Source organism: Burkholderia sp. Bmkn7, from assembly GCF_041103175.1.
In the GTDB taxonomy this organism is placed as follows: Bacteria; Pseudomonadota; Gammaproteobacteria; order Burkholderiales; family Burkholderiaceae; genus Burkholderia; species Burkholderia cepacia.
In genome coordinates this window covers 3,040,878-3,058,066 of record NZ_JBGCUH010000002.1, presented here as the reverse complement: position 1 = coordinate 3,058,066, position 17,189 = coordinate 3,040,878, and the positions used below count along the sequence as shown (strand labels likewise).

General features: G+C 68.1%; 15 protein-coding genes. 6 read left to right on the top strand and 9 right to left on the bottom strand.

The features are described from left to right. Positions 1 to 101: 101 nt before the first annotated feature. The 3 genes from AB3K92_RS19600 to AB3K92_RS19590 all read left to right on the top strand — a co-directional run bounded on the left by AB3K92_RS19600 (position 102) and on the right by AB3K92_RS19590 (position 3,829). A complete protein-coding gene (locus AB3K92_RS19600) occupies positions 102 to 1,325 on the top strand; it encodes an acetyl-CoA carboxylase biotin carboxylase subunit family protein (RefSeq protein ID WP_059675958.1) in 1,224 nt (407 codons plus the stop codon). A gap of 90 nt (positions 1,326 to 1,415) precedes the next feature. Further along, the gene (locus AB3K92_RS19595) at positions 1,416 to 2,789 is read left to right on the top strand and encodes an FAD/NAD(P)-binding protein (protein ID WP_369465646.1); all 1,374 of its coding nucleotides are present in this window, start codon (positions 1,416 to 1,418) and stop codon (positions 2,787 to 2,789) included. Beyond that, entirely contained in the window at positions 2,786 to 3,829 is a 1,044-nt protein-coding gene (locus AB3K92_RS19590) for an AbrB family transcriptional regulator (protein WP_369465645.1), read from the top strand. The genes AB3K92_RS19595 and AB3K92_RS19590 overlap by 4 nt, the downstream gene beginning before the upstream one ends. 59 nt (positions 3,830 to 3,888) lie before the next feature. Here AB3K92_RS19590 and AB3K92_RS19585 read toward each other — a convergent pair whose 3' ends face one another. Further along, positions 3,889 to 4,794 carry a LysR family transcriptional regulator gene (locus AB3K92_RS19585; protein ID WP_059485170.1) on the bottom strand — a complete coding sequence of 302 codons (906 nt, stop codon included), beginning with the start codon at positions 4,792 to 4,794 and terminating at the stop codon, positions 3,889 to 3,891. A gap of 178 nt (positions 4,795 to 4,972) precedes the next feature. Between AB3K92_RS19585 and AB3K92_RS19580 the strand changes: the two genes are divergently transcribed. Next, entirely contained in the window at positions 4,973 to 6,511 is a 1,539-nt protein-coding gene (locus tag AB3K92_RS19580; RefSeq protein WP_369465644.1) for an MFS transporter, read from the top strand. 51 nt (positions 6,512 to 6,562) lie between these two features. Here the strand turns inward: AB3K92_RS19580 and AB3K92_RS19575 are convergent, their stop codons facing one another. From AB3K92_RS19575 to AB3K92_RS19545, 7 genes are all read right to left on the bottom strand, one after another. Then, positions 6,563 to 7,936 (bottom strand): efflux transporter outer membrane subunit, encoded by a 1,374-nt coding sequence (locus tag AB3K92_RS19575; RefSeq protein WP_369465643.1) that lies wholly within the window; start codon positions 7,934 to 7,936, stop codon positions 6,563 to 6,565. Positions 7,937 to 7,949: 13 nt separating this feature from the next. After that, positions 7,950 to 10,010 carry a MacB family efflux pump subunit gene (locus AB3K92_RS19570; RefSeq protein ID WP_060280407.1) on the bottom strand — a complete coding sequence of 687 codons (2,061 nt, stop codon included), beginning with the start codon at positions 10,008 to 10,010 and terminating at the stop codon, positions 7,950 to 7,952. Positions 10,011 to 10,012: 2 nt separating this feature from the next. After that, positions 10,013 to 11,206: a macrolide transporter subunit MacA gene (macA, locus tag AB3K92_RS19565; RefSeq protein WP_369465642.1), complete on the bottom strand. Its 1,194-nt coding sequence runs from the start codon at positions 11,204 to 11,206 to the stop codon at positions 10,013 to 10,015. Positions 11,207 to 11,493: 287 nt separating this feature from the next. Beyond that, entirely contained in the window at positions 11,494 to 12,222 is a 729-nt protein-coding gene (locus tag AB3K92_RS19560; RefSeq protein ID WP_059553063.1) for a bifunctional 2-polyprenyl-6-hydroxyphenol methylase/3-demethylubiquinol 3-O-methyltransferase UbiG, read from the bottom strand. A gap of 55 nt (positions 12,223 to 12,277) precedes the next feature. Beyond that, a complete protein-coding gene (locus AB3K92_RS19555; RefSeq protein WP_369465641.1) occupies positions 12,278 to 12,859 on the bottom strand; it encodes an HD domain-containing protein in 582 nt (193 codons plus the stop codon). Positions 12,860 to 12,941: 82 nt separating this feature from the next. Continuing rightward, on the bottom strand, positions 12,942 to 13,499 hold the full coding sequence (locus tag AB3K92_RS19550) for a helix-turn-helix transcriptional regulator (RefSeq protein ID WP_059553061.1): 558 nt from the start codon (positions 13,497 to 13,499) through the stop codon (positions 12,942 to 12,944). A gap of 54 nt (positions 13,500 to 13,553) precedes the next feature. After that, complete coding sequence (locus AB3K92_RS19545; RefSeq protein WP_059553059.1) at positions 13,554 to 14,231, bottom strand: hypothetical protein; 678 nt, start codon at positions 14,229 to 14,231, stop codon at positions 13,554 to 13,556. A gap of 360 nt (positions 14,232 to 14,591) precedes the next feature. Between AB3K92_RS19545 and AB3K92_RS19540 the strand changes: the two genes are divergently transcribed. After that, on the top strand, positions 14,592 to 15,995 hold the full coding sequence (locus AB3K92_RS19540) for an HdeD family acid-resistance protein (protein WP_369465639.1): 1,404 nt from the start codon (positions 14,592 to 14,594) through the stop codon (positions 15,993 to 15,995). A gap of 96 nt (positions 15,996 to 16,091) precedes the next feature. After that, positions 16,092 to 16,670 carry a hypothetical protein gene (locus AB3K92_RS19535; protein WP_021162777.1) on the top strand — a complete coding sequence of 193 codons (579 nt, stop codon included), beginning with the start codon at positions 16,092 to 16,094 and terminating at the stop codon, positions 16,668 to 16,670. A gap of 81 nt (positions 16,671 to 16,751) precedes the next feature. Here the strand turns inward: AB3K92_RS19535 and AB3K92_RS19530 are convergent, their stop codons facing one another. After that, complete coding sequence (locus tag AB3K92_RS19530; RefSeq protein ID WP_059649453.1) at positions 16,752 to 17,141, bottom strand: OsmC family protein; 390 nt, start codon at positions 17,139 to 17,141, stop codon at positions 16,752 to 16,754. Positions 17,142 to 17,189: the final 48 nt, after the last annotated feature.

The window sequence follows — 17,189 nt, the reverse complement described above, 5'->3', positions numbered from 1 at the left end:
TTGCTTTTTGAAATTGCGACCGGGTTTGCGGGGCGTGATGATGGTTGTTCGGTAATGAGTAGATCTGGCTTGAATCGTTAACCAAGAATTGGAGGAATGGATTGAACCCGGCAATCTTGTTCGCACCCGCGAAAATCCTGCTTCAGCATACCGAAGCGGCGTGGCTGGAGGTGCTTGGCGATCGGTCGCTGATCTATAGCGACCTGGCGGCCAGGGATACATTGCATGCCCGTTTCCCGGGGCTGTCGCACATGTTTCGCCTGTATGAACGGTTCAACGATTCGGCCCGGGTCGAACTCGATGCGCTGGCCGACGCGCGTGCCCTGCATACCGATGCGGTCATCGCGCTGGCTGAGGTCGACTTGCTGCGGGCCGCGCGGATCAGGGACCGCTTGGACGCAGGCGGCGGCCACGAAGCCGCGACGCTGCTGTACCGGGACAAGTTCCTGATGAAGCAGCGGCTGGCCGAGCGAGGCATCCGCATCAATCCGATGGCGGCGGTTCGTTCCGCGTGCGACATCGACGACTTCATCGAACGCTACGGTTATCCGGTCGTGGTCAAGCCGCGCGATGGCCGGGGCTCGGGCGGCGTGCGCGTGTTGCGCGACCGTCCCGCGTTGCTGGCGTACCTCGCGGAGCAGGACGGCACGACCTTCCACAACCTGATGGTCGAGAAATTCCTCGACGCGCCGCTGCTGAACGTCAACGGGCTGTACATCAACGGCAAGCCCATCATCGTCTCACCGGTCAGGTCGACGGTGACCTGCCTCGATTTTCTCGGCGGCGCGAGCCTTGGATTCCAGATGCTGGACGCGGCCAACCCGCTGCGCGACGCATGCGTGGAACTGACGCGGAACATCATCGAGCGCGCGCTGCCGCGGATTCCGACGATGCTGTTTCACCTCGAGGTGTTCCTGGATGGCGACGAACTCGTGGTGTGCGAGATCGCTTGCCGGTTGGGCGGCTGCAGCGTCAACCAAGAGTTGACCGCCGCGTACGGCATCGACCCGCGCATGACGCTGATCGACGCATTACGGGGCGGAAAGTCATCGAGCCTCGCGCAGCCCATCGAGGCGAAGCATTTGCTCGGGCAACTCAATATTCCGCCGAGGGCCGGCACTTTGCGCGATTTTCCCGAGCAGATCGAGCTGCCGTTCATCCGCTATTGCGCCGTGACCGCGAAGAAGGGAATGACGTATTCCGGCATGCAGATGACGAATGCCGAGATCGTGTCCGCCATCGTCGACGGCGACAGCGAACAGGCGGTCAGCCGCCATCTCGCGGCGCTCGACGACTGGGTACGCCATACCTTCGTGTGGGATTGAGTGGGCGTCGCGCGGCATGCAATGACGCAACGAGGTCGGCGCGCGCAAGCCGTGCGCCGATGCGATTCTTTTGATACGGCAAGGAGCGGCATGAAAAAAGTGGCGATCGTCGGTCTCGGCTACAGCGGCGCTGTGGTGCTCGAGCGCCTGAAGCAGCTGGTGCCCGCGATGGAAATCGACGTCTACGATGCGGCCGGCAGTGTCGGGGCCGGCCTGGCCTATCAGTCGGATACGCCGGGCAATCTGGTGAACCGGCCCGCCAGCCTGATGTATCTGCGGGAGCGGGGCGACTTTCGCCAATGGCTGCAAGGCGACGATGGCGCGGGCGGCGACTCCTACCAGCCGAGGCCGGTGTTCGGGAGATTCATCGAGGAGTCGCTGCGCTCGTCGATGTACGCGCATCCGGCGATCCGTTACCACCGTGCGGACGTGCTCGACGTGACGTCGTCGGACGGGCGCTACACGCTGCGCACGACGATCGGGATGCAGCAGGGATACGACGCGCTGGTGCTCGCGACCGGCAATACGGAGCCGACCGACCTGTACCGGCTTCGCGGGCAATCGGGCTATATCAACAATCCCTATCCGACGGTCGATCTCAAGGGCATCCGTTCGGATCGCATCGGTATCCTCGGCAATCAGTTGTCGGCGATCGATGTCGCGCTGACACTGCTGGCCGCCAACACGGCCAATCGCGTCACGATGCTGACGCGGCACAGCAAGCTGCCGAACTATAGCGACGAATACGTGCCCTGCCAGTTGAAAGTGCTCAACGAGGATACGATCAAGCGCCGGCTGCGCAGTGGCGGCGCGACGCTGAAAGCCGTCGAGCGGCTGTTCGACGAGGAGTTCGATGCGCAAGGCATCGACGTGAACCTCCGCGATCTGATGCGCGACCACAGCCGCGTGTCGGCGTCGCGCAAGTCGATCTATTCCGTGCTGTCGGCCACCAACCTCGTCGTGCCGATGCTCTGGCATGCGTTGCCCGAGCGGGAACGGAAGCTTTTCATCCGCAAGCTCCGGGGGCCGTGGCGCCAGCTTCGGGTGCCGATTCCCAAGGACAACTGGATGAAGATTCAGCATTACCTGCGCGCCGGACGGCTTGCATGCCACGTCGGGGTGCGCGAGGTTCGCGCGTGTGCGGACGGGTTTGTCGCGCAAGGACGGGATTTCACCGGCGCGTTCTCGCACATCATCAACGCCACGGGCGCGGGCAATGCGATGGATAGCGCGATCTACGCGAACATGTCGGCGTCCGGAATGTGCGTCCGGCACCCGTATGGCGGCATCCAGGTGCGTTACGACGATTGCCGCGTGATCGGGGCTCACGGGCCGTCGGACATCTTCGCGATCGGCAATCCGACTGCGGGCGTGTTCTATGCGGTCAGCAACATCGACGTCCTGCAGATGCAGGCGGACACGATCTGCCGAAGCCTGGCCGGCCGCCGGGACGCTGCCCGATGAAGACACTCGCCTATCTCGCCTGCCTGGCCGCGGTCGGCATGGCGCTGCAGTATGCGGGCGTCCCGCACGGCCTGCTGCTCGGCTCGATCCTCGCCGCTTCGATCGTGACCAGCCGGTTCGGCCTCGCGCCCGGGATGCGTTTCGGGCTCGAGTACGTGCAGATCGTGCTCGGCATGGCAACCGGCTTGCTGTTCAAGTCATGGGACACGCAGATGGTCGTCTCGATCGTGCCGAGCCTCGGCGTCCTGCTCGTCTGTCTGGCGGCACAGGTCGCGGCCGGTAGCCTCTGGCTGTCTCGCGTATCGCGCTGGAACCGGACCGACGCGCTGCTGGCCGTCTATCCCGGCGCGCTCGCCGCTGTATTCGACCTGCTGGAGTCCGAGCGCGCGTCGAGCAAGGTGATCGTCGTGCATCTGGTGCGGCTCATCTCGATAACGATGCTGGTGAGCTTCTTCATCCCCATGCACGGCGGCGTATCGCTGCCGGCGACCGGCGCCGCACTGCCGGCAGCGGCAGTGCTGGCGCTGGCGGTGCTGGTGGCGCTCTGCGTGCTGGTCGGGCGCGCGCTGCTCGGGCTCGGCGTACCCGCGCCGTTCATGATCACCGCGATCGTGCTGACAGGCGTCTTCGTGAAGGCGGGCTGGCTGCATGCGTTCGAGATGCCGACGTGGAGCGTCGATGCGGCATCGGTCATCCTGGGAGCATTGATCGGCGCGCAGTTCAGGCAGATCAGCATCGCGGACGGGCTGCGCTACGGCCGCACCGGCCTCGTGTGCATCGCGCTGATGCTGATGGTTGCCGGTGCGTTCGCGTGGGTGACGGCGCGCTTGTCCGGCTACGGCGTGCTGCCGCTGTGGCTCTCGTACGCGCCCGGCGCCATCGAGACGATCACGATCGTCGCGTATGGCGGCGGCCTGAGCGTCGTGTTCGTGTTGATGCATCATCTGACGCGCCTGGTCGTGCTGCACTTCGCGCCGGCGGTGCTCGTCCGTGCGCGCCGCCGACGCGTGCCGGCGATCGGGAGCGAAGCCGGCGAATAGACGCACGACAGCGGGCGGCCCGTACAGGCATGTGGCCCGTCACGCACTGCCACGTACCGTCACCGCTCGATCATCGGCGGAATCGCCTGCGCGAACGCGTCGATCACGCAGCGCGTCTTGCGCGGCAGGTAGCGCGTCTTCGGCCAGATCGCGTGGATGTCGCCTTCGCAGACGAAGCAGCGGTCGAGCACGACCGTCATCTCGCCGCGCTTCACGTAGTGATCGAGCAGCCAGCTCGGCAGCCACGCGATCCCGAAACCCGATGCGCCGGCCGCCGCGATCGCCTGCACGTCGTCGAAACTGAGCTGGTGCGGCATGTCGATACGGACCGTCGTGCCGTCCGGCGCGCGCAAGTCCCACGGTTGAACGACCCCCGAGCGGGAATACGCGATCGTCCGATGATGCTTCAGGTCGTCGAGCGTCTTCGGCATCCCGTGGCGCGCGAGATACGACGGCGCCGCGCCGAGGCTCCCGTATTGCGTGCCGAGCCGCCGCACCGCGAGGCTCGTGCTGTCCGCGAGCGTGCCGATCCGCACCGCGAGGTCGATGCCTTCCTCGACGAGATCGACGAAACGGTCGGTGATCGACACGTCGATCCGCAGATCCGGGTAGGTGCGTGCGAGATCGAGCACGACGGGCGTCACGCAGTGGTGCCCGAACGCGAGCGGCACGCTCAGGCGCAGCTTGCCGCGCGGCTCGTTGCGGCCGCAGTCGAGGTCGGCCTCCGCCGCTTCCAGTTCCGCCAGCGCGCGCACGCAGCGGTCGTAGTACGCCTGGCCGTCGTCGGTCAGGCTCTGGCTGCGCGTCGTGCGCTGCAGCAGCCGCGCACCGAGCCGCTTCTCGAGCCGCGCGACCGCCTTGCCGACGGCCGAACGCGTCATGTCGAGCCGCTCCGCCGCGAGCGCGAAGCTGCCCGATTCCACTACCTGGACGAAAGTCGTCACGCCGTCGAGTCTGTCGGTCATCGGAAGGAGGGGTGATTGAGTCCTATGGTTCCCCAGTCTGGAGAAATGCTTGCGTCAATGGGGATGGGAATTCTCACTATAGTACCGATTCCGGTTCAGCGTGCGTTGCCGGCCGCGCGCGACCCATCCTTCTCATCTGGAGGCGCGCGGCCCGTTGCCGGGCCGCCGCGCAATACGCATGACGCTATCCGACTCCCGCAGGAATGCGGTCGCGCTCGCGGCCGTCTGTCTCACGTCGCTGATGTTCGGCCTCGAAATCTCGAGCGTGCCGGTGATCCTGCCGACGCTCGAACACGTGCTGCATGGCGATTTCAACGGCATGCAGTGGATCATGAACGCGTACACGATCGCGTGTACGACCGTGCTGATGGCGGCCGGCACGCTCGCCGACCGGTTCGGCCGCAAGCGCGTGTACGTGATTGGCACCCTGCTGTTCGGCGCGACGTCGCTGCTGTGCGGGCTCGCGCCGAACGTGCCGGTGCTCGTCGCGGGCCGGCTGCTGCAGGGCGCCAGCGGCGGCGCGATGCTGATCTGCCAGATTGCGGTGCTGTCGCACCAGTTCCGCGAGGGCCGCGAGCGCGGCCGCGCATTCGGGATCTGGGGGATCGTGTTCGGCATCGGGCTCGGTTTCGGGCCGATCGTCGGCGGCGCGATCGTCGCGCTGGCGAACTGGCCGTGGGTGTTCCTCGTTCATGCACCGCTCGCGGCCGTCGCGCTCGCGCTGATCGGCGGCGCAGTGCAGGAGTCGCGCGATCCGCACGCGGGCAGCCTCGACGTGGCGGGCATCGTCACGCTGTCGCTCGCGGTGCTCGGCCTGGCCTTCTACATCACGCAAAGTGCGGAACTCGGGCTGACGAGTGCCGCCGGCCTCGGCGTGCTCGGCGCGACCGTGCTGGCGGTGGCCGGCTTCTTCCTCGCGGAACGCGTGAGCGCGCGGCCGATGTTCGACTTCTCGGTGTTCCGGATCCGCGCGTTCACCGGCGCGATCTTCGGCTCGATGGGGATGAACTTCAGCTTCTGGCCGTTCATGATCTACCTGCCGATCTGGTTTCAGGTCGCGCTCGGCTACGACAGCGTGACGGCCGGCCTCGCGTTGCTCGCGTACACGCTGCCGACGCTGGTCGCGCCGCCGTTCGGCGAACGGCTCGCGCTGCGCTACGGGCCGGGCGTCGTGATCCCGGGCGGCTTGTTCACGATTGCCGCCGGTTTTGTGCTGATGCGGATCGGCAGCGCGGCCGACCACGCAAGCTGGGTGACGATGCTGCCCGGCTGCGTGATCGCCGGCATCGGGCTCGGGCTCACGAACACGCCGGTGACCAATACGACGACGGGTGCGGTGCCGAGCGCGCGGGCGGGGATGGCGTCGGGCATCGACATGAGCGCGCGGATGATCTCGCTCGCACTGAATATCGCGGCCATGGGCTTCGTGCTGGTCGCGGGGATCGTCGCGAGCCTGAAGGGCGGTGTCGCGGGCACGATCGGCGACGGGGCGCTGCGCCGGCTCGCGCAGGAGATTGCTTCCGGGCGAACCGACGGGCTGCACGAGATCGCACCGGCGCTCGCACAGGCCGACCCGACCGGCGCGGCGTTGCATGCGGCGCTCGTGCATGGGTTCGGCTGGGTGATGGTGTACGGCGCGGCCGGCGTGGCCGTGCTCGCGACGGCGAGCGCGGTGGCGTTCGCGCCGGCGCGGCGCGGGGCGGCCGTGTGCGAATGACGCCGCCCGTGGCTGGCGGGGCAGGGGCGGCCGGCCCGGTGCGCGGGCCGGTCAGGACATCCCGCCGCCGAGCGCGCGGTACAGCGTCATCTGATTGTTGAGCCGGTCCAGCCGCGTCTGTTCGTCGGCGCTTTGCGCATCGCGCAGCCGCTGCTGCTGGTCGAGCCACGGTTGCACGGCGGTCGCGCCGGCCGCGAACTGCGCGGCGGCGAGCCGTTCCGCGCGCTGCGCCTGTTCGAGCGACAGCGCGCGCTGTTCGGCCTCGCGTTCGAGCTGGACGCGCGCCGACAGCGCGTTCTCGACTTCCGCGAGTGCCGTGTAGAGCTTCTGCCGGAACCCGACGACGGCCTCCTCGTACTGCGTCTTCGACACCTTGATCTGCAGCTGCATCGTGTTCCACTGGATGAACGGCAGGGCGAGGCCGAGCCCGAGCGTGCCGACCGGATTCGCGAGCACGCGCTCGAGGCTCGTGCTCGACGTACCGGCCGCGCCGGTCAACGTGAAGGTCGGGTAGAAACTGGTACGTGTCGCGTCGACCTGTGCGAGCGATTCGCGCAGCCTGAATTCCGCCGCGCGCAAGTCGGGGCGCCGGCCGAGCAGGCTGGCCGGCAGGCCGGCCGCCACTTCCGGCGGCGGCGCGTCGGGCAGCGTCGGCGGTTCGGCCGCGCGCTGTTGTGGCGGCCGGTCGAACAGGATCGCGAGGGCGTGACGGTTCTCGGTACGCTGCTGGATCAGGCGTGTCTGCGCGGCCCGTTGCGTGGCGAGGCTTTGTTCGGCCTGCGCAAGGTCGAGCCCCGACACGGCGCCGGCCGTGTGTCGTGACCGGACGACCGCGAGCGTGCGGACCGCATACGCGATGTTCGCGTCGCCGAGCGCGATCTGCCGGTTCAGGAAGCCGATCCGCCAGTACAGCGACGCGGTCGTGCCGATCAGCGACAGCCGCGCGGCTTCGAGATCGGCGGCCGTCGCGTCGGCTTCCCAGCGCGCGGCGTCGCGCAGCGCGGCCAGCCGGCCCCACAGGTCGATTTCATAGCTGAGCGAAGCGTTCGCGTTGCTCGACCGGCTCATCTGGTGCGTATCGAGCGTGCGCGACACGGCACCGTTCGCGCCGAGCGTCACGTTGGGCGTCAGGTTCGTATTCGCGAGCCCGGCCTGCAGTTGCGCGCGGTACACGCGGATCGCCGCGATCGCGAGGTCGTTGTTGGCGCGCAGCGCGTCGTCGATCAGCGTGTCGAGTTGCGGATCGCCGAAGCTGCGCCACCAGTCGCGCGTCGTGGCCGGTGCGTCGGCGGAAACCGGCGCCGCCCAGTTCGCGGGTATCGCGACGGCGGGCAGCGGATCATGGCGCGCGCCCGCGCAGCCGGCGAGCAGCGCGGCCGCGCATGCGAATGCGCCGAGGCGCTGAAACGGTGAGGAATGCGTCATGGCGGGCCTTGCGTCAGTCGCGCGCGAGCGCATCGATCGGATCGAGCCGCGATGCGTTGCGCGCGGGCATGAAGCCGAATATCACACCGGTGAGCGTCGAGCAGACGAACGCGGTCACGATCGCGCCGGCCGAGAACACCATCTTCCACTGCGCGACGAACATCGAGAACAGCGCGCCGAGCCCGAACGACAGCGCGATGCCGATCGTGCCGCCGAGCAGGCAGACCAGCACGGCCTCGACGAGAAACTGCTGCAGGATGTCGGACTGGCGCGCGCCGACCGCCATCCGGATGCCGATTTCGCGCGTGCGCTCGGTAACCGACACCAGCATGATGTTCATCACGCCGATCCCGCCGACGACGAGCGAGATCACGGCGATCAACGACAGCAGCAGCGTCAGCGACTGGCCGGTCTTCTCGACGGTCTTCACGACGCTGTCCATGTTGTACGTGAAGAAGTCCTTGCGGCCGTGGCGCTGCTTCATCAGCGTTTCGAGGCTTTTTTCGGCGGCGGCGCTCGGCTGCCCGTCGCGCACGCGCACGGTGATGCTGTCGAGATAACGCTGCCCGAAGAGGCGCCCGCTCGCGGTCGTGTACGGCACCCATACGTTCAGGCTCTTCACGCTGCCGAATGCACTCTTCTTGTCCGCCGTCACGCCGATCACCACGCACGGCACGTTGTCGACCAGGATCACTTCGCCGATCGGGTTGCGCGTCGCGCCGAACAGCTTGCGGCGCGTGTTCTGGTCGATCACGGCCACCTGCACCTGGCGGCGCACTGCATCCTCATCGAATGCGACACCGAGCGCCAAACGCATCCCGCGCGCCTGGAAGAAGCGGTCGCCGACGCCGCTCACGAGCGCGTTCACGTCGACGTTGCGGTAGCGCAGCAGCAGCGTGCGCGACGTTTCGGGCGTCGCGCTGTCGACATACGGCTGCTCGGCGAGCGCGGCGACGTCGGCGGGCACGAGCGTCTGGATCGCATCGGCGCGGCTGTCGCCCCAGTCGGTGCCCGGGTAGATGTTGATCGTGTTCGTGCCGATGCTGCCGATCTCGTCGAGCATGTAGCGCTTCGCGCCTTCGCCGATCGCGACGATCGACACGACCGACGTGATGCCGATGATGATGCCGAGCATCGTCAGCAGCGTGCGCAGCCGGTGCGACACGAGTGCGATCCACGCCATCCGGCAGGCCTCGGCGAAGCGTCCGGAGCCGGCCGCGAAGCGGCGCACGCGCGGGGCGGCATCGGCCTGCGGGTCGGGCGCGACTGCCGCGGGCGGCGACAGCGTGTCGTGACGATCGCGGGTGGATGGTGTGCCGGTTTCCGCTTCGCTCGCTTCCGCTGCATCTGCGCCCGCGGCTGCTTCCGCGAGGGCTTCCGCATGGTGGCGGTTCGGCCGGTCGGCGACGATCTCGCCGTCGCTGATCTCGATGATGCGCCGCGCATGGCGCGCGACGGCCTTGTCGTGCGTGACGATGACGATCGTGTGGCCGAGCGCGTTCAGCTCGTGCAGGATGCGGATCACGTCCTGGCCGCTTTTCGTGTCGAGCGCGCCGGTCGGTTCGTCGGCGAGGATCACGTGGCCGCCGTTCATCAGCGCGCGTGCGATGCTCACGCGCTGCTGCTGGCCGCCGGACAGTTGCCCGGGGCGATGGTGCGCGCGATCCGCGAGCCCGAGGCGCGCGAGCAGCTCGCGTGCACGCGCGTGCCGCTCCGCGCGCGGCGTGCCGGCATAGATCGCGGGCATTTCGAGGTTCGCGACGGCATCGACGTGCGGCAGCAGGTGATAGCGCTGGAACACGAAGCCGAAGTGCTCGCGACGCAGTTGCGCGAGCTCGTCGCTGTCGAGCATGTGCGTGTCGCGTCCGCCGACCGTGTAGGTGCCTTCGCTCGGGTGGTCGAGGCAGCCGAGGATGTTCATCAGCGTCGACTTCCCGGAGCCCGATGCGCCGACGATCGCGACGATCTCGCCCGCGTGGATCGACAGGTTGACGTTGTTCAGCACGACGACGTCCTTGTCGCCGGCCGGAAAGCGTCGTGTGACGGCGGAGAGTTTCAGCAGGGGCTGGCTCATCGTCACACCACGTCCGCCAGCGGCGCGTGGTCGTCCGCGGACGCTTCGCCGATCACCACGCGTTCGCCGTCCTTCAGGCCGGCCAGCACTTCGACGCGCACGTTGTTGTTGATGCCGATACGGACGTTGCGCGTTTCCGTGCTGCCGTCGGCGCGCAGCACGCGCACCGCGTAGGTGCCGTCCTTGCGTTTCTCGCCGAGCGCGGCGGCCGGAATGCTGAGCGCGTTGCGCGCGTTGCCGAGCACGATGTTGACCTGCGCGGTCATCGAGATGCGCAGCCGGTGCTCGGGATTCGGCACCTCGAACAACGCGTTGTAGAACACCGCTGAATTCGGTTTCGCGCCGCCGCCCGCGCCGCCGCCGAGCGCGCCTTGCGTTTCGGCGTAGTTCTGCGGCGCCGGCTCGATCGCGCGCAGCTTGCCGTAGTGGCGCCTGTCCGGTTCGCCCAGGATCGTGAAATACGCGGTCTGGCCGGCGTTCACGCGGATCACGTCGGCTTCCGACACCTGCGCCTTCACGGTCATCGTGTCGAGATCCGCGAGCTTCAGGATCACCGGCGCCTGCTGTTGCGCGATCACCGTCTGGCCTTCCTGCGTGACGATCGCGACGACCTGGCCGTCGATCGGCGCGACGATGCGCGTGTAGCCGAGGTTGGCCTGCGCGGTCTCGATCTGGATGCGGGCCGAGCGGATCTGCGCGGCGAGCGACGCGAGCGTCGCGCGCTGCACGTCGAGCGTCGCGCGCGTGGCTTCGAACGACTCGCGCGACGTCGCGTCGTCGGGCAGCATGGCCTGCTGGCGCCGGAACGCGAGTTCCGCCTGCGTGAGTTGCGCGGCGGTCGATTGCTGCTGCGCGCGCAGGCTTTCTTCGCTGGCGCGTGCCTGGCGCAGCGCGTTTTCCGAGAGCACGGGGTCGATCTCGGCGAGCCACTGGCCCTTCGTGACCTTGTCGCCGAGCTTGACCTTCAGCGATTTCAACTGCCCCGAGACTTGTGCGCCGACGTCGACCTGCCTGAATGCCTGCAGCGCACCGGTGGCCAGCACCGCGTTTTCGAGGTCGCCGCGCGAGACGGGCGCGGACAGGTATTGCGGATGCTTGTCGGGTGCGCACGCCTTCAGCGTGACACCGGTGGCGATCGCGACGACGGCGAGGGAAGCCAGCACGATGCGCCGGCGGCGATGGGTCTTCTGAGTCATGAGAGCGCAGCGAGGATGAAGCGGGCGCCGGCGATGCGTGCGGCCGACCGGGACGATCCGGCCGGCGTCGCATGCAGGGCGTGTCGCCCGCGACGGAATCCGCGTACGCATCGCGCGGGCGTGCCGATTCGAATCAGGCGCTCATGGTAAGCGAGGAATTCACGACAAATCGTGTGGAAATTGTGCTGAATTGTGCGGACGCCGCGCCGGAGCGGGGGCCGCGCGGCGTCATTGTTGCGATCTGTGAAGTCTGCGGACGACGGCCCGCGTGCGTACCGCGCTCCGCGTTATCGCTGCGCGGCGACGAGTGCCATCATCGGCCGGTCGCGTTCCTCGTCGAGCGCGGGCAGGGCATCGACCTGTTCCTGCGTCGGCCCCCATTCGTCCAGGTGCGTGAGCGTGAAGCCGCTGCCGATCAGCAGGTTCACGAGCGTGCCGAGCGTGCGGTGCTGCTTGACGACGCCCGGCGCGAGCCAGTCGGTCACGCGTTCGCCTTCGCGCTGATAGCCGTCGAGCGGCCACGAGCGGTTGCCCTGCGCGTCGACGACGAAACCGGGCCGGCGCGGCGCCGTATAGACCGGATGCTCGATCGAGAACACGAGCCGCGCGCCCGGCACGAGCGCACGATGGAGCGTGCGGAACAAGGTATCGAGGTCTGCGATGTAATGGAACGCGAGCGAACTGTACGCGACATCGAACGCGGCATCCGGCAGCGCGAGCGTTTCGAGGTCGGCGCGGCGGTACGTGATCGCCGGATGCGCGGCGCTCGATGCCGCACGTTCGAGCATGCGCTCGGACACGTCGATGCCGAGCACGCTTGCCGCGCCCTGGCCGGCGGCCCAGCGGCTGAACCATCCGTAGCCGCAGCCGAGGTCGAGCACGCGGCGACCGTGCAGGTCGGGCAGCAGCGCGCGCAGCGCGGGCCATTCGGGGGCGCCGTCGAGTCCGTGGATCGAGCGGTTCAGGCGGCTGTAGCCTTCGAAGAAGGCCGGGTCGTCGTAGATGTTCTGCGTCATGCGTAGGGCCTCGTGCGGGCTGGGTGCGCGGTGTCGCGCGCCCGGTTCCGCGAGCTTACGCGTGCTGCCCGCTCGCGTCGATCCGGCGTTGCGTGTCGGCGTCGACGATGTCGCGGATCGCGCTGAACAGCGGTGCGGCGTCGGTATAGCGGCGGCCGTAGCCGAGATTGAACGCGTAGTCGAAACCGGGCGGATTGCGGCCCTGGGTGTGCTGCAGGATCGTCTCCAGCTTGTCGAACGCTTTTGCCGCGCGCGCTTCCGGCGACGCGGCCGCTTCGTATTCATCCCACAGTGCGACGATCTCGTCGCGCTGTGCCGGATCGAGCGGCGCGGTCAGCGTCAGCAGGTCGTCGCGTTCGTGCGTGCTCTTGTCGGGGTGCGCGGCCTGCTCGATCGCGGGGATGTCGCCGTGCAGCGCCTCGCCGAGATCGTGGACGACGCACAGCTTCAGCAGCTTCAGCGTGTCGATGCCGGGCAGCGCGTCGGCGAATACGAGTGCCATCAGGCACAGCCGCCAGCTATGCTCGGCGGTGCTTTCCGCGCGCCCGGCCGACGTGTGGCCGCTGCGCAGCACATCCTTCAGGCGTTCGGCTTCGCGCAGGAACGCGAGCCGCGCGTGGATCGTATCGGGATTCATGGTCGGTGTCCGTGCGATGAGCCGTCAAGCGTAAGGCGGCCACGCACGGTTCGTCCACGCATGAAATATGCGCGGGGTCGTACTACAGCGTTTCCACGAGCCGCGCGGCCGACCCGTCCGACAACGTCATCCGTGTCCACCGGCACAGGCTGCCGCGGATTGGCACGACGCGCGACGCATTCGCGCCGGTGTCGAATTCGACGCTCGGCGGTCCCGCGCGATCATGCCAGCCGAGCGTATCGAGCGCGGTTTCCATGCGGACGATTTCCGGCGTCGCATAGCGCCACAGCGACGTGCCGAGCAGCATCGACAGCGGTTGCGAGAATTCGGCTGCACGCGCAGGCGAACAGGCGAGCAGCCGGTGCGTGAGGTCGCACACGAGATGCATGCGGCCCGCGCTGCCCGCGACGAGCCGCGCAAGCGCGTGATCGCCCGCGGAATCGAGGCGCGCGGCGAGCAGCCGTTCGGCCGTCGCGCGTTCGCCGGGCGACATCTGTTGCAGGCCGGCTTCCCAGCGCGAGATCGTCGATTGCGCCACGCCGAACAGTTCCGCCGCGTGGCTCTGTTTCACGCGGTGCAGCGCACGCCAGCGCTTGAGTTGCGGGCCGAGTGGCGGCGTGTGTAGCGGTGAGGCAGACATGGCGATGCTCCGTTCGGTGTGTGCGTCGCGTGGCGGCTGCGGTGGATGGAATCGTCATTCCTGCGGCGCCTGAAGCACGACGAGTTCGACCGGAACCAGTGCCGCGCCGCCGACGACGAGATCGCCATCGGCGGTGGCGGTGATCGGCGTGGGTTGCATCGTGAGATTCAGGCCCGCCAGTGCGGTTGTCACATGCCGGGCAGGGATCGTGTACGGCCGGTCGAGCAACTGGGCGGCGACCTTCGGCGGTATGTCGAAACCCTGGGTGGAATAACGCATACCGGCGATATTGCCCTCGAGCGCGAAACCGTCCCGCACGGCGACGTACCCGTGCGCGACCGCTGCCAGCCGATCGATTGCCGAAGCGCCATCCGGCAGCACGACACGGTAATGGCCTTTGACATGCCCGCCGATCGCCTGGAATTCGGTAAACGACCAACGCAGCGACGCCCGGTAGCGGGACGACAAGGCCGACCGCAGCGTGTCCGGCAGATCGAGGACGAAGTGCACGGGGCGCCCCAGCACGACCAGCTTCGTATGGTCTGCGGTGGTCATGAAGCCGGATACCACTTCGTCGTACGGCGCGTCCCGTACCAGCCCCGACTTGAACAGCTGATCCTCGGATGGCGGTGGCTCGGCTTGCGCCTGCGGCTTGTGACAGCCCGGCAGCGCGACGCAGCCCGCGGCAAATGCGGCGGCGAGCCACCGTCGGCGTGCGATCGATATGGTCATGGTCTCGTCCCGTCTTGTGCGGTTTGGTCTTTTGACGCCCTCGGAAGCCGGATTCTCGCGTATCCGCCGCGCGTTGTCGAACGGGAAATCTGCCTGGGCAGCGCTCGCAATCCGGCCCTGTCCGGCGGCATGCTGCGCTCTCCCGACCCGCCGCCAACGTTTTCGTCGCGCTTTCAACCGCCTCCGCCATATCTTATTATTCGGCCAGTGCGGAGGCGTACCGGCCGCCAACGGTCATGTCGAGGCATGACGCGCCGGCATGAATGACCGCTTTTCGGCCGGTGCGTCGCTCGACGCTCGGTCGAAACGACAGGACCCGCGTGGCCAGCGCGTGTCCCAAAAAAATCACGAGAGGGCGCGATGGTACGACTGGTCTTGCTGCTGCTGGGCATCGAATACTTGCGCACCCGCTGGCGCGGGCTGACCGCACTTGGCTGGGTGTGGGTCGGCGCGGGTGTGGTGATCTTCGTCGACGCGCTCGACGGCGCGCTGCATTTTCCGATCCAGATCTTCGCGTGGCTGTTCCTGATCGAGGGGCTCGCGACGCTCGCGGTGGCCGGCAGCGGCGTCGGCGGGCAGCGCGTCCTGCGCTACGTGAAGGGGATCGCGGTCGTGGTGGCCGCCGGGCTCGTGTTCGCGGGGCATCATCACGGCCATTTCCTGCTGTCGATGATCTTCGGCACGCTGTTCCTCGTCGACGGGCTGCTGCAGTGCACCGCCGCGTGGATGGTGCGCTATCGCCGCTGGAACGTCGCCTTCGCGTGGGGCGTCGTCGAAATCCTGCTGGCGATCTTCTTCTACCAGCCGTACCCGACCCACTACGTGGGCACCGTGCCGTACTGCCTCGGCCTGCTGCTGATATTCGGCGGGATGCACATGCTGAGCCTCGCCGCACGCGTGCGGCGACTGACGCGCAATCCGGCGTTCGCGACCTCGCCGGCGCCGGCACTCGCACCGGACCTCGACGATGCGCGCGACCTGCCGCATTTTTCCCAATCCGAATGGGACGGCCCGCCCGCCGACGGCGAGCATGCGCTCACTGTGCACGTGTGGACGCCGACCGGCACGTCGAAAGCCGAAGCGCAACGCTACCCGGTGATCGACCGTTATATCGCGGCGGTGGACGTCAACGGCGTGATCTCGACCGGGCACGCGGCACTGGAATCGCCGGAGGGCATCTATATCAGCCTGTATCCGGGCGTCGAAATCGATCGTTCTCCGGACGAATTCACGCGCATCCTGCGTGCAACCCGCGAAAACGACGTGCCGGGCCTGTTCCAGCCCGACTACGCGACCGAGTCGAAGGCATGGTGCCCGTCGACCGTGCGCGTGCGGATCCGCAACTACGATCCGGCGAAGCTGGACGCGTTCTGGTCGTCGTACCGGCAGAACGTGACGTACAACCTCACGCACCGCAACTGCTCGAGCACCGTGTCGAACGCACTCGAAGCCGCGCTCGACGGCGCGGTGTGGCGGCTGAAGGGGGCGCGCGCCGGATGGGGCGCGTTCGTGCGGTTGCTGCTCACGCCCGAGCTGTGGGTTGCCGCGCAGATCCGCAAGCGCGCGGTGACGATGGCATGGACGCCCGGGCTCACGCTCGACTATGCGCGCGCGCTCAGCATGCTTGCCGACCCGCGGCCGTTCGCGTGGTGGAAGGTCGCGCGCTCGGCCGTGAAGGCGATCATGGAGTCGCGCCGCACGTGGCGCGAGCAGGACAACGCGGCGCTGTCGCCAGGCGGATCGGAGGCCGCGTCGTTGAAGTGACCGCGTGCCGCCGGACGAGGGCCCGGCGCCACTGAGGCCGCCACTGCGCGGCCCGGCGATGTTGCCCGCCACAAGAACCCACAGATACGAACAACAATGAACAAGACGAGCGCATTCCGCATCCTGATTCCCGCCGTGCTGGCGCTGACGAGCGCCGGTTTCGCGCAGGCGAGCGCGGACGAAGTGCCGCACATGAGCGACGACGTGTACCGCACCTCGGTGTCGTTCTGCTCGAACGTCGCGGCCGCGGAGAAGATCGCGTGCCAGGGCGACATGATTGCCGCGGGCAGCCGGATCGTCGCGGCGATCGGCGGCCTGCCGCCGGCATCCGCCGTGTCGATCGACGAAGGCGCGCGCAACAAGCTGCCGGCGGCGGAGCGCAAGGGGCTCGCGCCTGTCGAGCCGCGCGCGATCGACAAGGACGACGACGTTGCCGGTCTCGCCGGCATGGTGCGCCTGTGCGACGTGTACGAATCCGAACCGGCATCGCGTGCGCGGCATCACGCGGCGTTGAAGCAGCAGGCGCCGGACGCGGCGCCGCGCGTCGAGGCATTGCTGGCCGATGCGTCGACGGCGGCGCGCCAGCGCGTCAGCATCGGCGTGTGGCAGATCCTCGCGCTCGAAGGCCCCGAAGCGTCCGCCCGCGCGTGCACACAGCTCGGCACCGGGTCGTGAGTGCCTGTTCGCCACGGATGCCTGTCGTGTGTTCATCGACGCGCGGCCGTCGATCGTGCCGAGTCCGGCGCGCCGTGACGGTCAGCCGCTGACGATCGTGGCCGGCCTGACCCGTATCGGCCTGCCGAGCGTCCGGGCGACCGGAGAAGCCTGCACCGCGTCGCGCACGAGTGTCTGCTGCGCGTGCGACAGCGGCACCGCGAAGCGCAGTGCGATGTCGAAGCCCGTTTCGTGGTCGAGGCGATCGACGGCGACGTCCGCCGTGCAAGCGGGCAGCGTCACGCCCGCGCGTCGTGCGGCCAGGTCGATCGACATGCAGACGCAGGCCGCGAGCGCGCTTTCGAGCAGTTCGTGCGGCCGCATGCCGGCGTCGCCGCCCTGGCCGTCCTTGTGCGTGTCCGAGCGCACGACGCTGCGCCCGTTGCCGATCTCGACGCAATATGGCTTGCCGAGCCGTGTCGCGGTCACCATGGCGATGCTCCGTTGCAGGATGAGGGTGGCGACACGGTACGCCGGCGT